The organism is Avibacterium avium, assembly GCF_900454535.1.
Lineage (GTDB): Bacteria > Pseudomonadota > Gammaproteobacteria > Enterobacterales > Pasteurellaceae > Avibacterium > Avibacterium avium.
The window spans coordinates 1,654,908-1,668,044 of record NZ_UGSP01000001.1 but is presented as its reverse complement, the minus strand read 5'-3'; the positions used below and the strand labels follow the sequence as shown (position 1 = coordinate 1,668,044).

The following is a 13,137-nucleotide window of genomic DNA, read 5'->3' as shown; positions in this document are numbered from 1 at the left end:
TTTCATATCCTATGAGATTTATCCTTGTATCACACGCAATATTAGCATATAGCAAGCAATAAACAGTAAGATCATACCGAGCAATTTGCGCGCCGTGTCTTCTTTGATAATGCCACGAATTTTCATACTGGCAAAACTCATAAAAAAAGAACTTAGCACCACAATCAACACAATGGAGAAGCTCACATAGCCAACTTGCAAGGAATGGGGAATTACCACTTCGGACGTTTTGGCTAAATAGCCATACAGGTTGCCAATGCCCCCAATTACCATCATATAGTTAGTGTAAACCGCCACACTTTTAATGTTGACACTTGGCAACTGGCTAATTAATGGCGACATAATCGAACCGCCGCCGATCCCCGTAATTCCAGCAATTCCCCCACCAAAAAAGCAGAAAAGGCTACCACGCAGACTATCATTTTTCTGTGTTTGTTGCTTTTTCTCATTGCGCTGATGTAAAAACGTTTTCAATGCTAGCACAGTTAGCGTAATCACAAAGACACCAATAATCACATTGTCGGAAACTTCAAAACTGAGATGAAAGCCAAGCTGCACACCAAGGATCATACTTAACGACCAAAGCAGCAATTTTTTCTTATCGATCTGAATTTTAAGCCTATGAAAGTAAAACAAATTGATCAACGCTGATCCCATCACAATAGTCAATGATGTGGCGGAAATCATTTGGATTGGCATATGGGGAAAAAGCGTGTGCAAAATCGGCACCATCAACACCCCGCCACCAATACCAAAAATGGCTGACATCAGGTTAGTCAAAATACCGCATAAAATAAGAATAATGATCAAAGAAAATGTCATAGGCGATCCTTATGATTTTTTCTTTATTATGAATAATCAAGCCAAGAATCCTTATGATCGGTATCATAAAAACAAACATCAAAACATTGTTTCAATATTTTTGTGGTCTTGATCTTGTTTTTCTCTGTTAGCGCTTTTAAGTATCAGCACATTTTTCTATTATATTAAGAATAAAAGAAATAATGATAAGGGAGAACCTATGAAAGCGAGCTTATTTCCAAAGCTGAGCCTATTAACTGCCTGCGTTATTGCAGGCAGTGTTAATGCGGCGAATTATGCGTGGGATTTTTTTGAAAATGCACAGCCACCAGCTTATTTAACGGTAACCAATGGGCAAGTTGCGCCGAGTACGTTGCATTACAAGGATGGTAATCAGGCGTTGCATTGGCAATTCGAGCCAAAAGGGCGGTTGGTTTTTGCGCAAAATTTAGATTTTTCGCAAAATGACGATATTTTACCGCAAACCTTTATGCTATGGCTTTATAACGATAAAGCCTTAAAGCAGCCTTTGCAATTTGCCTTTGAACAAAATGGTCAGGTGAAAAAATCCTTTAAAATTAATTTGGATTTTGTCGGCTGGCGTGGTATTGCCGTGCCGTTTCGTGATATGCAAGGCGAAAAGGTAACAAGCCTCGATAAATTGGTGATCCAAGCACCAGATGAAGCGGGATCGCTTTATTTAGATCAGCTTTTATTCAACGTACCAGTGGATAATCGTTACCCAATTCCAGATTATCAAGCGGATTTTGTGAACCCAGCGGCAAGCACGGCGGTGAATAAAAACTGGAATGGCTTGCTGATGTATGATCGAATGCTAAGCAAAAATTACCCACATTTTGATTTTAATACGAGCTTTCATTCTGATCCGCAAAGCGAAAGCATTTATCAACGCTTTGAACAAGTGCTAAATGTGTTTGCAGATAAACCAAGTGCGGTGGATTTTTCACAAATTTTGCAGAAATATCAGGCGTTTAATATTAGTGAAAAAAATGGCGTAATCCAAGGCGCGATGCTGGATTTCCCTGCGCGACAAAAATTTATGAAGAACGCACAGGTGTTTAGCAAACAAGATCAAGCGTTTCTACTGAGTTCTGTGTCAATGCGTGAGCTAGGCAAAGTGATGTTAGAAAGTGCGAAAGCTTTGCGTACAGGCAAACTGGCAGACGAACAACGCCAACAACTGGAAGCACAATTTTTGCTCGCCACCCGTTATTTATTTGATCAAGGTTTTGTGCGTGGCAGTAGTATTCAAATTGTGAGCCATATGGGGTATCAAAATCGAGAAATTTTTGATGCCTGGTTCTTAATGAGAGATTTGTTATCTCAGCAAGGATTGCTGGAACAAGCACAGGGTGCAATGGCGTGGTTTAGTGGGGCTGGACGTATTTTTGAACCAGATAGCAGTATTGTAGAAGCGAATGTAGATATTCTTAATACGCAACTGCAATGGATGTTGAAGAGTATTTTATTATTACCTAATGAAAATCAACGTGCTGGGCTTTTAAAACAGTTTTCACATTGGTTGAGTACGACTGTTTTACAATCTCAAGGGGTTGCCGGTGGGTTTAAGCCTGATGGTTCAATGTTCCACCATTCACAGCATTATACAGCCTATGGAAAAGATGCGTTTACAGGGCTCTCTCCTGTTGTTTATGCAATTAGTGGAACACCTTATGCACTCACTCAAGAGGCGAAAAAACGTCTTGATGATGTGCTGTATAAAATGTGGGTTTACACTAAAAATGGCAATATCCCAATTGTCATAAGTGGGCGTCACCCAACAGGGAAATTCTCTATCGCCTCTTCACCATTTAAATGGTTTGCTTTGATCGGAGATGAAAAAACGGGCGAAAAAATTAACCGCACTTTTGCTTCTATTTATGCTGCCTTAGAACATAAAGAGGAATTTGAAGGCGTACCTGCAGCGGCAGAACCCACTGGGGCGTGGACGATGAATTATGCTTCAATGGTGGTGCAACGCCGTCATCAAGCCGATCCAAAACTTTCTTGGCTTGCCATTGTACGCGGCTTTAGCCGTTATTTAGTCGGCAATGAATCCTACGAAAAAAACAATCTGTACGGACGTTATATGTCCTACGGTGCGTTAGAAATCATTCCTGAGCATTTCAATGATCGTGGCTATCGCTATGACGGTTGGGATTGGAATCGTTTCCCAGGCACCACAACCATTCATCTGCCATACCCTGAGTTAAGAGCCAAATTATCACAGCTCCCAGCCGCAGGATTGGAAGAAATGTTGCTTTCCACCGAAACCTACGCAGGTGGAACGGATCTGCATAATAATAGTATGTATGCAATGAAATTGCGCGGCCATAGCAAATATCAGCAAGAATCTTTGTTCGCGAAAAAATCCTACTTCCTTTTCGATAATCAAATTATCGCCCTAGGATCGGATATTCGTAATGATGACAAACAGCACGCAACGGAAACCACCTTGTTCCATCATAATGTCGCGGATCTTAAACCAATGTTTATCAATGGAAAACCATTGGCAACCTTAGGGACAGTGGAAGAATTATCCGGCCCTGTTACTTTGGCAGATCCTGCGGGCAACCGCTATTATGTGAGCGCTGGGCAAAAATTGACGGTGCGTTATCAAGAACAAGAATCTGTTGATGATCGCAACGATAAGCCAACCCAAGGCAAATTCGCTAGTGCCGTGTTAGATCACGGCAAAGCACCAGAAAATGGGCAATATGAATATGCTGTACTCATTGCACCAAACGCTGATGAAGTAGCGGATTACCAAAAATTATCCCACAGCAGCAAATTGCACGCAGTGCGTGATAAGCGTAATGGTCAAGAAGGCTATGCCTATTTTGAAGCGGAGCAAAAAGATGTGGGCGGCATATTGCTTGGGGCGAGTCAACCGCTAATGGCAATGGCTCAACAAGGCAACGAAGCTGGCAAGGATTATCTTGATCTATCTATTGTGAACCCTGATTTTGCTTTCTATCAAGGCACGGAAGAAGATCAAGTGAAAGACGGCAAACAAGTGGAAGTGAGTATTTATTCCCGCACTTGGCGTAAAACCCCTTCCCAGCCACAACATTCCAGCGTAACGGCAAAAGGCAAATGGCAACTCGCCCAAGCCAGCCAATGCGCCAAAGCCGAAGTGAAAGGGGAAAGCACCTTAATTTCTACCCAAACCACAGACGCAACCCCTTGTAAAGTGAGATTGATTGCCGTGAAATAACGGCTAAAAATCCACGAAAAAAATACCGCACTTTTAGATAGAACATTTAAAGTGCGGTATTTTTGTGTGATTTTTTTATTAATTTTGACGATAATTTTTAATCAAATCGTCACCAACACAATCTGTTCAGGATCAATATAGCAAAACAGCTTATCGCCTTGTTGGAAATTTGGGTTATCGTCAATGCTGGCGGTGCATTGTAGGTTTTCGCCTAAGGTGAGCGTGGCTTCTTGGGCGTTGGTTTGTTGGTTGACGTGGGATAAAAGTGCGGGGAAAATATTGCACGTTTTTTGCGGTTTTTCGATGAATAATTTTACCCACGGGGCTTTGATCATCAGCATCACTTCTTTGCCCAAAACAAGCTGTAAACGTACCGCACTTTGTGGTGTGATAAAGGCGGTAATGGATTGATCTAAATGGGGAATTTGAATTTCCACCGCACAATGATTGCCTGTCTGAGTGAGGCTTTTCACCGTGCCAAAAAATTGATTTCTGGCGCTACTTTGTAAGGAAAAACGCGCGGTGGCGGAAAGCAGGCTATCAAGGGAAACCTGTTCGTCTTGCAAGATGGAAAAGGCTTTTTGTTGCGTTTGTTCCAAGAGATCATAAAGTTTTAGCAGGCGTTTTGCATAGGTTGTGAGTGTTGTGCCGCCGCCATTTTTTCCGCCAGTATTGCGTTCTAACAAAGGCATTGGGCTAAGGCTATTCATCGCTTCAAGGTGATCCCACGCACTTTTATAGCTCACTTTGGCATTTTTCGCCGCTTGGCTGATTGAACCTGATTTGGCAATTTCACGCAACAGACGAATCCGTTTCGGATCAACAAAAAGTTGTTTCTGTAGTTTTATGGTGAGTAACACTTCGCTATCTAACATTGGGTTTCCTGCGTTATTATCTTTAAAGTGCGGTGGAATTTTTTGTCATTTTACGCAAAGTTCGGTTTTTAATGTAGCTTTTATTTTATTAATCGTTATATAATTTATTTTATAATGGTAAGCCAAAAGGAAAAAATCTATGTTAAGAATAAAAAATCGACTGGTTTCTGCGCTAGCGGTTTGCGCATTGATGTCATTTTCTGCACAGGCGAAATTAACTGTTTTTGCTGCCGCCTCAATGACCAACGTGTTAGAGCAAGTGAAAGCCAGCTATCTCAAGCTTCACCCTAAAGAAGAGATTGATTTTTCTTTTGCCTCTTCTTCTGTATTAGCACGCCAGATAGACCAAGGTGCGCCAGCGGATATTTTTATTTCGGCAAATCAAAAATGGATGGATTTTTTAGCTGAGCATAAGGCGCTTGAGCCTACAACCCGTGTAAATATTGCACAAAATCGTTTAGTGATGATTGCGCCTAAAACAAGCAAACTTACTCAATTGGACGTGCAAAATCCACAATGGCAAAGTGTATTAGCCAATAGCTATCTTGCTGTGGGCGATCCCGCACACGTTCCAGCAGGGAAATATGCCCAACAGGCGTTAACTTATTTACATCAATGGCAAGCCGTTGAAGATAAATTGGCTCGGGCAAGTAATGTGCGTGCGGCATTAGCATTGGTTGAGCAGGGCGAAGCACCTTTGGGCATTGTTTATGCCACAGATGCCGCAGCAAGCCAAAAAGTGAAAGTGGTGGCGGTGTTTCCAGAAAACTCTCACGCGGTGATTGAGTATCATGCGGCGATTGTGGCAGGGAATGCTAATCAAGAAAGTGTTACTTTTCTTAATTATCTACAATCACAAGAGGCGAAACAGATTTTTACCCACGCAGGTTTTATTGTGCAATAAAGGATGATTGGTAAATGGATTGGCAAACTTTTTTTCATTTCAGCTCGGCAGAATTAAATGCCATCGGGTTAAGTGTGAAAGTGGCATTGGTTTCTGTGCTAGCGGGCTTTCCCTGTGCCATTTTAGTGGCTTGGTTGTTGGCACGTAAAACCTTTTTGGGGAAATCTTTGCTTAATGGCATTATTCATTTGCCGTTAGTTCTGCCGCCTGTGGTGGTGGGGTATTTATTGTTAATTGCAATGGGGCGAAATGGCATTATCGGGCGCTATTTATTGCAATGGTTTGATTTTAGCTTTGGTTTTAGTTGGTATGGTGCGGTGTTGGCCTCTGCCATTGTGTCTTTCCCATTAGTGGTGAGATCGATCCGCTTGGCGATCGAAAATGTGGATTTCAAGCTCGAACAAGCAGCGCGCACCTTGGGATCATCTGCCTTGAAAACCTTTTTTACCATCACCTTGCCTCTTGCGCTCCCCGGTGTGTTGGCTGGCGTTATTCTCGGTTTTGCGCGTTCTCTAGGGGAGTTTGGCGCGACCATTACTTTTGTTTCCAATATCCCAAAAGTTACGCAAACCATTCCTCTTGCTATGTTTTCCTTTATTGAAACCCCAGGGGCAGAAAGTGCCGCAGCGCGTTTATGTCTCATAGCCATTGCTATCGCCTTGATTTCCTTACTCATTTCTGAATGGTTAGCAAAATACACACAAAAACGTTTAGGACAATCCAATGTTAGAAATTAATGTACGCAAACAATTAGGCAAAATGGCGTTTGCGGTGGATTTGCAGCTGCCCACGCAAGGCGTAACGGCATTATTCGGCTTGTCTGGTTCAGGCAAAACCACGCTGATTAATTTAGTCAGCGGTTTGCTACAACCTGATCAGGGCTATATTCGCTTGAACGGGCGAGCGTTAGTTGATACGGCAAAGCAGATTAATCTTCCACCTAATCATCGTAATGTGGGCTATGTTTTTCAAGAGGGCAGATTGTTCCCCCATTATTCGGTGAAAGGCAATTTGTGTTATGGAATGAAGCAGAAAGATAGCACAGAATTTATGCGCATTGTGCAGCTTTTGGGGATTGAACATTTGCTTAAACGCTATCCAATCACCTTATCAGGCGGTGAAAAACAGCGTGTTGCCATTGGACGAGCGTTGCTCAGCCAGCCTGAAATTTTGCTGATGGACGAACCGCTTTCCGCCCTTGATCTGCCGCGCAAATTAGAATTATTGGATTATTTGGATAAACTCGCGCAAGAAATTGCTATTCCCATTTTATATGTTACTCACAGCCTTGAAGAATTAGCACGCTTAGCGCAACAAGTGGTGTTGTTGGATCAAGGCAAAGTGATCGCCTATGATCAGTGGCAAAATATGCAAGACAGCCCATTGTTTGCTCTTTGGCGAGAAAGAGAAAAGTAAAGCGAAAAACAAAAGTGCGGTAAAAAATTTCAACATTTTCCACCGCACTTATTTTCTTTGCTATTTTTCTTTCCTATAATTTTTTCTTCGCTAGCATTGTTACAAATTTCATTTTGATGCGATTACCGTTTTCATCGGTTTTGTGCAATTCGCCCATTTCTTCTTGGTATTTAATCAATTCCCAATCTTGATAATAATTTTTCAGCTCGCCCTCTTTAAAAGTGAAAGAAAACGGCATTGGGCAAGGCACATCATCGGTACTCATTGCCGCCACAATCAAGTTATAACCGCCTGCGTTTGTGTGATTTTGCATATTCTCAATAATGGCAGGAATGGCGTTGCGGTCAAGGAACATAAACACCACGGTGGAAAGAATAAAATCGTAATTTTCCTGAATATTGGCGTCATTGATGTTGTAAAGTGCGGTCTGAATATTCAGATTTTCTTTTTCTGCCGTGCTGGTGAGGAAAGCAAGACTGTTTTCGTTGTGATCCCAAGCGGTAACATCGTAGCCGAGTAGGCTTAAAAAGAGCGAGTTGCGTCCTTGTCCACAGCCAAGATCCAGCACTTTACAAGGAGGAATAATTTCCACCGCACTTTTCACCTCAGAATGGGTTGGCGTCATATTGTATTTTTTGCTGAAGTAATCTTCTTTTTTGCAATAAAATTCTAAATAACATTCCAGATCATCAGACGCCGCTTCCACGCGGTGCCAAAGTTGGGGTTCAACAAAAGGCGTGTCATCTTGTGCGGTGAAAATATGTTCGCTCACCACGTCGCCGTCTTCCGTTAAAACGTAAAACTTCAATTTACCTTGTAACACGGTGATTTTGCCCCAAGTGCCAACTTTGGTGTTATGTTTTTCTTGGAACATTTTTGGCAGGCTGTCTTTGTTCCATACGGGCATTTTTTTGTAGCAAATTAATTCATTTTTCATTGTATTTCTCCAAATATGAAAATAGTTGAGTGATATAGTAGGAAATTAATCCGCTTAAGGCAATAAGGCGAGGCAAAAAGTCGCAAAATACCTGCGTAAGATCATTTTTTGCCCTATAAAGATCGTAAAAAAAGGGAAATTTTGCTACAATCCAAGCCTTTATAAGAATAATTTTTACGCTGTTTTAGCGCTTAAAATGGAAAATACCATTTAAAAGGGGATTAGGAGGATTTATGCGTTGTCCTTTTTGTTCAACAGAAGAAACCAAAGTGATCGATAGCCGTTTGGTGTCCGATGGCTTTCAGGTTCGCCGCCGCCGTGAATGTGGTCATTGCCACGAGCGTTTTACCACCTTTGAAATTACCGAATTAGTGATCCCAAAAATTGTTAAAAGTGATCAATCCCGTGAACCCTTTGATGAAGAAAAACTGCGCCGTGGTATTCAGCACGCTTTAGAAAAACGCCCAGTGAGTTCTGATGATGTGGAAAAATCCATTAACCGCATTATTCATCAACTGCGCGCGACGGGGGAACGTGAAGTGCCAAGCCATTTTGTCGGTCAGCTGGCGATGAATGAGCTAAAAAAATTAGACAAGGTGGCCTATATCCGTTTTGCTTCCGTTTATTTAAGTTTTGACGACATCAACCAATTTACCAAAGAAATTGAGAGCCTGAAGGATTAATATGCAACAAAATGCACAACAATTTACCCAGCAAGATCAGCAGTTTATGCAAATGGCGTTGGATCTTGCTAGCCAAGGGCGTTTTACCACCACGCCAAATCCTTCCGTAGGCTGCGTTTTGGTAAAAGACGGCAAGGTGATCGGCAAAGGTTTTCATCTAAAAGCTGGGCAGCCCCACGCAGAAGTTATGGCATTGCGTGAAGCAGGGGAAAATGCCCGTGGTGCAACGGCTTACGTTACCCTTGAGCCTTGTTCCCATTTTGGCCGCACGCCACCTTGTGCCAAGGGGTTAATTGAAGCAGGCGTGGCGAAAGTGATTACCGCAATGACCGATCCCAACCCGCAAGTAGCAGGGCGTGGATTGAAAATGCTCGAACAAGCTGGCGTGCAAACTGCGGTGGGATTATTGGCAGAAAAAGCAGAATTGCTCAACCAAGGTTTTCTAAAAAGAATGCGTAGCAATCGCCCATTTGTGCAACTGAAAATGGCAATGAGCATTGATGGACGCACCGCAATGGCAAGTGGTGAAAGTAAATGGATTACGGGGGAGCAGGCGCGCCAAGATGTGCAACAATACCGTGCGGCCGCTAGCGCAATTCTTTCCACCAGCCAAACGGTGTTAATGGATAATCCAATGTTAAATGTACGTTGGGAGCAACTTCCTCTGAGCGTTCAGCAACAGTATCCTGATCGCGAACTGCGACAGCCTGTGCGGATTATTTTAGATAGCCAACACCGTGTAACGCCAGAATATCAATTATTTCAACAACCTACGCCTGTTTGGTTGGTGAGTTCTGGTGCAAGAGATATGCAAGGCTTCCCTGATTTTTGCCAAGCAATACAGATTGAAAAAAGTGCGGATTTTTTCACCGCACTTTTAACCGAACTGTCAGAACGTCAGATTAACAGCGTATGGATTGAAGCGGGCGCACAATTAGCTGGGGCGTTGATCGAAGCAAAATTGGTTGATGAATTAATCGTGTATATTGCGCCGAAATTATTGGGTGATGCAGGCAAAGGGTTGTGCCATTTGCCTCATTTACATAAATTGGCTGATGCCCCTTTATGGCAGCTGCAATCTGCAACGCCTGTGGGGGAGGATTTAAAGCTCATTTATCAGCCGAAAAACTAACCCAAGTTCAAATTTAATAAAAGTAAAGCAACAACTAGAAAAAACAAAAAATACAAAGAGAATCAGAATGTTAAGAAAGATTATCCAATCGATCATCATTGGTTTACTTGCCGCAGGGGCAATTTTGTTGATTAGCCCTTCCCTGAAGCAAGGTCAGCCTTTGTTTCAAAAAGAAATCTTTTCTTTTAAAGATGCGGTTCGGCTTGCTTCGCCTGCGGTGGTGAATGTGTATAGCCAATCTTTCACTTCAGTGAGTGGACAACCGCAGATCACTAATCTTGGCTCGGGCGTGATAATGGCGAAAGAGGGGTATATTCTCACTAATAAACACGTTATTCAAAATGCCGATCAAATTGTGGTGGCAATGCAAAATGGACGAATTTTTGAAGCGAGTTTAATCGGCTCAGATAATCTCACCGATTTAGCCGTGCTGAAAATCCGTGCGGATAACCTGCCGACCATTCCTAACACCAAGCGTAAATTACACGTTGGTGATGTGGTGCTGGCCATTGGTAACCCTTATAACTTGGGACAAAGTGTTTCACAAGGCATTATCAGTGCCTTAGGGCGTAATGCTGTGGGTGATTACATTGGGCGACAAAATTTTATCCAAACTGATGCGTCCATTAATCGCGGTAATTCAGGCGGTGCGCTGATAAATTCCCTTGGTGAATTAGTGGGAATTAGCACCCTGAGTATTGGTAAAAATGCCAATGAAATTGCCGAAGGGCTGAATTTCGCTATTCCCATTGATCTTGCTAATGACGTAATGAAAAAAATTATCCGTGATGGACGTGTGATCCGTGGTTTCCTAGGTATTCAAACGGACGTATTGTTTAGCGATGGGCAAACGAGCAGCAAAGGCATTGAAATCACCAGCGTGAGAGAAAACAGCCCTGCGGCTAAAGCTGGCTTGCAAGCGGGTGATATTATGTTGCAATTTGGCGATATTAAAGCAGAATCGCCAGCGCAAATGATGAATGTGATTAGCAACACCAGACCAAACACTACGGTGAATATGGTTATTTCACGTCTTGGTAAAGTGATGACTTTACCTGTAACCATTGAAGAATATATGGCGAATTAGCCAATTTTGAACATAGCATTATCAGTATTAAAGACAGATTAAGGACATAATGTGGCGTTAATTAGTTTAACTAACGGTTATCTTTCTTTTAGTGATCACCCCTTGTTAGATCACACGGATTTATACATTGAAGCCGGCGAGCGCGTTTGCTTGGTGGGGCGTAATGGGGTAGGCAAATCTACATTAATGAAAATTTTGGCAGGCGAAATGGTGATGGACGATGGCCGCCTGCAATTTGAGCGTGATCTGGTGATCTCGCGCCTTGAACAAGATCCCCCACGCAATGCACAAGGCAATGTGTTTGACTATGTGGCGGAAGGCATTGCCCATTTGGCCGATTTATTGAAAGAATATCACCGCACTTCGGATTTGCTCGAGCAAGAATATAGCGAAAGCACGCTAAATCGCTTGGCGGAAATTCAAGCTCAACTTGAACACGCTGATGGTTGGCGGTTTGAAAATAAAATCCGAGAAACCCTAATGAAATTAGGGCTTGAGCCAAATATGCGGTTGGCGGATTTATCAGGCGGCTGGCTGCGTAAGGCAGCATTGGCGCGTGCTTTGGTGTGCGATCCCGACGTGTTGTTGCTTGATGAACCCACTAACCACCTTGATGTTGATGCCATTGAATGGCTAGAAAATTTCTTACTGGGTTTTGCAGGTTCGATCATCTTTATTTCTCACGACCGTGCTTTTATCAGCAAAATGGCCACCCGTATCGTTGATCTCGATCGGGGCAAATTGGTGTCTTACCCCAGTGATTATGCGAAATATCTCATTGAAAAAGAAGAAAATCTGCGTGTAGAAGCCCTACAAAACGAGCTGTTCGATAAAAAATTAGCGCAAGAAGAAGTGTGGATTCGTCAAGGGATTAAGGCGCGGAGAACCCGTAATGAAGGGCGAGTGCGAGCATTGAAAGCCTTGCGTGAAGAACGCCGTCAGCGTAGAGATGTGCAGGGTAGCGCCAAGTTGCAAGTGGATAATTCCACCCGTTCAGGCAAAATCGTCTTTGAAGTGGAAGATGTAAGCTATGAAATTGCAGGGAAAAAACTGATTTCGCATTTTTCAACCACCATTTTAAGAGGTGATAAAATTGCCTTAGTTGGGGCGAATGGTATCGGCAAAACCACCTTGATTAAATTGCTTTTAGGCGAAATTCAGCCTACATCAGGACGCATTAAATGCGGTACAAAATTAGAGATTGCTTATTTTGATCAGTATCGAGCAGATCTCGATCCTGAAAAAACAGTGATGGATAACGTAGCGGACGGCAAGCAGGATATTGAAGTCAATGGCGTGAAACGCCACGTTTTAGGCTATTTGCAAGATTTCTTATTTCCACCTAAGCGCGCAATGGTGCCAGTCAAAGCCCTTTCTGGCGGTGAGCGTAACCGCTTATTATTGGCAAAATTATTGCTCAAACCCAATAATTTGCTGATTTTGGACGAGCCGACCAATGATCTTGATGTGGAAACCCTAGAATTATTGGAAGAATTGCTGGCAGATTATCAAGGCACGTTGCTGATTGTGAGCCACGATCGTCAATTTATTGATAACACGGCGACTGAATGTTACATCTTTGAAGGCAATGGCGTGATCAATAAATATGTGGGCGGTTTCCACGATGCGAAACAGCAACAAGCCAATGTGTTTGCTTTGAAAGAAGCGGAGCAAGCCAAAGAGAAAAAAGCGAAAGAAAAAGAAGCGGAAAGTGCGGTGGAAATGAACAAGGTTTCTCACAAACCGGTGAAAAATCGCCCGGTGAAACTTTCTTATAATGAGCAACGAGAGCTAGAGCAACTACCACAAAAACTGGAAGATTTGGAAGAAAAAATCACCGCACTTCAAGCGGAAGTGTCTGATCCGAATTTCTTTCAGCAAGATCACCAATATACGGCAGACAAACTACAACAGCTTGCCGATGCGGAACAAGCGTTAGAACAAGCTTTTGCCCGTTGGGAAGAATTGGAAGAAAAACGCGCTGGACAGTAATATCAAAATCCGATTAAAAAACACCGCACTTTAAAAAGTGCGGTGAGATTTTTGATTATTTTTTCGATTAAA

10 protein-coding genes and 1 pseudogene are annotated in these 13,137 nt (G+C 42.7%); 8 read left to right on the top strand and 3 right to left on the bottom strand.

All coding sequences use genetic code 11. The annotated features are described in order from the left end of the window. Positions 1–18: 18 nt before the first annotated feature. Positions 19–822, bottom strand: coding sequence for a sulfite exporter TauE/SafE family protein (locus tag DYC50_RS08120; RefSeq protein ID WP_115249750.1), 804 nt, complete (start codon positions 820–822; stop codon positions 19–21). A 199-nt stretch (positions 823–1,021) separates the two neighbouring features. On the opposite strand from DYC50_RS08120, the gene DYC50_RS08115 reads away from it, so the two are divergent. Then, positions 1,022–4,039, top strand: a complete 3,018-nt coding sequence (locus DYC50_RS08115; RefSeq protein WP_115249749.1) for a chondroitinase family polysaccharide lyase — start codon at positions 1,022–1,024, stop codon at positions 4,037–4,039. Between the two features lie 101 nt (positions 4,040–4,140). On the opposite strand, the gene DYC50_RS08110 is transcribed toward DYC50_RS08115, so the two are convergent. Beyond that, positions 4,141–4,914, bottom strand: coding sequence for a TOBE domain-containing protein (locus DYC50_RS08110; protein ID WP_115249748.1), 774 nt, complete (start codon positions 4,912–4,914; stop codon positions 4,141–4,143). Between the two features lie 139 nt (positions 4,915–5,053). Here DYC50_RS08110 and modA point away from each other — a divergent pair, with 139 nt between their 5' ends. From modA to modC, 3 genes and pseudogenes are all read left to right on the top strand, one after another. Continuing rightward, complete coding sequence (modA, locus tag DYC50_RS08105; RefSeq protein ID WP_115249747.1) at positions 5,054–5,818, top strand: molybdate ABC transporter substrate-binding protein; 765 nt, start codon at positions 5,054–5,056, stop codon at positions 5,816–5,818. A gap of 14 nt (positions 5,819–5,832) precedes the next feature. Further along, positions 5,833–6,555: a molybdate ABC transporter permease subunit gene (gene modB, locus DYC50_RS08100; protein ID WP_115249746.1), complete on the top strand. Its 723-nt coding sequence runs from the start codon at positions 5,833–5,835 to the stop codon at positions 6,553–6,555. Further along, positions 6,542–7,219, top strand: a pseudogene (modC, locus tag DYC50_RS08095) (molybdenum ABC transporter ATP-binding protein); the annotation flags it as partial. The gene modB and the pseudogene modC, both read left to right, overlap by 14 nt. An 88-nt stretch (positions 7,220–7,307) precedes the next feature. Here the strand turns inward: modC and tehB are convergent. Continuing rightward, positions 7,308–8,171, bottom strand: a complete 864-nt coding sequence (tehB, locus tag DYC50_RS08090; protein ID WP_115249744.1) for an SAM-dependent methyltransferase TehB — start codon at positions 8,169–8,171, stop codon at positions 7,308–7,310. Positions 8,172–8,404: 233 nt separating this feature from the next. Here tehB and nrdR point away from each other — a divergent pair, with 233 nt between their 5' ends. The 4 genes from nrdR (at position 8,405) to DYC50_RS08070 (ending at position 13,065) form a co-directional block, all read left to right on the top strand. Next, complete coding sequence (gene nrdR / locus DYC50_RS08085) at positions 8,405–8,854, top strand: transcriptional regulator NrdR (RefSeq protein ID WP_115249743.1); 450 nt, start codon at positions 8,405–8,407, stop codon at positions 8,852–8,854. Position 8,855: 1 nt separating this feature from the next. Further along, entirely contained in the window at positions 8,856–9,986 is a 1,131-nt protein-coding gene (gene ribD / locus DYC50_RS08080; RefSeq protein ID WP_115249742.1) for a bifunctional diaminohydroxyphosphoribosylaminopyrimidine deaminase/5-amino-6-(5-phosphoribosylamino)uracil reductase RibD, read from the top strand. A 67-nt stretch (positions 9,987–10,053) separates the two neighbouring features. Further along, a complete protein-coding gene (gene degS / locus DYC50_RS08075) occupies positions 10,054–11,073 on the top strand; it encodes an outer membrane-stress sensor serine endopeptidase DegS (RefSeq protein WP_115249741.1) in 1,020 nt (339 codons plus the stop codon). A gap of 51 nt (positions 11,074–11,124) precedes the next feature. After that, a complete protein-coding gene (locus DYC50_RS08070) occupies positions 11,125–13,065 on the top strand; it encodes an ABC transporter ATP-binding protein (protein WP_115249740.1) in 1,941 nt (646 codons plus the stop codon). Positions 13,066–13,137: the final 72 nt, after the last annotated feature.

What these genes read in the sequence shown, in the direction of transcription:
- ribD (WP_115249742.1), top strand. Translation starts at nt 8,856, where the DNA reads ATGCAACAAAATGCACAACAATTTACCCAGCAAGATCAGCAGTTTATG.
- modA (WP_115249747.1), top strand. Translation starts at nt 5,054, where the DNA reads ATGTTAAGAATAAAAAATCGACTGGTTTCTGCGCTAGCGGTTTGCGCA.
- modB (WP_115249746.1), top strand. Translation starts at nt 5,833, where the DNA reads ATGGATTGGCAAACTTTTTTTCATTTCAGCTCGGCAGAATTAAATGCC.
- degS (WP_115249741.1), top strand. Translation starts at nt 10,054, where the DNA reads ATGTTAAGAAAGATTATCCAATCGATCATCATTGGTTTACTTGCCGCA.
- nrdR (WP_115249743.1), top strand. Translation starts at nt 8,405, where the DNA reads ATGCGTTGTCCTTTTTGTTCAACAGAAGAAACCAAAGTGATCGATAGC.
- DYC50_RS08110 (WP_115249748.1), bottom strand. Translation starts at nt 4,914, where the DNA reads ATGTTAGATAGCGAAGTGTTACTCACCATAAAACTACAGAAACAACTT.
- tehB (WP_115249744.1), bottom strand. Translation starts at nt 8,171, where the DNA reads ATGAAAAATGAATTAATTTGCTACAAAAAAATGCCCGTATGGAACAAA.
- DYC50_RS08120 (WP_115249750.1), bottom strand. Translation starts at nt 822, where the DNA reads ATGACATTTTCTTTGATCATTATTCTTATTTTATGCGGTATTTTGACT.
- DYC50_RS08115 (WP_115249749.1), top strand. Translation starts at nt 1,022, where the DNA reads ATGAAAGCGAGCTTATTTCCAAAGCTGAGCCTATTAACTGCCTGCGTT.